Source organism: Neisseria sp. P0009.S007 (assembly GCF_051962515.1).
The window spans coordinates 1-266 of record NZ_JBQCVF010001126.1; the positions used below are offsets into that span (position 1 = coordinate 1).

Sequence of the window (266 nt, forward strand, 5' to 3'; positions counted from 1 at the left end):
GTGCTCTTTTAGGTGGTTTGGCTGGAGTGGCCGTTTCTCAAGTCCACAAAGGTTTCGGCACATATCCCAATGCCCAAATATTGGACTTCAAAAGCGGAAATATTTGGGGAAAACACAATATGACAAGTTTCTACGAAAAAGATTCGCACCTCGAACAATACTTCTCCCAAGGCAACCGTATAGACAAGCACTACAACAACCCCTACAACCAAGACACCGATAGTGACGGTTTTTCCAACGCCATTGAAGACAAACTCGGTTCAGAC

General features: G+C 44.7%; 1 protein-coding gene. It reads left to right on the top strand.

Annotated features, from left to right (window positions below; all coding sequences use genetic code 11):
• A partial coding sequence (locus ACTHS3_RS18010) for a hypothetical protein (protein ID WP_440368789.1) occupies positions 1–266 on the top strand: 266 nt, incomplete at both ends.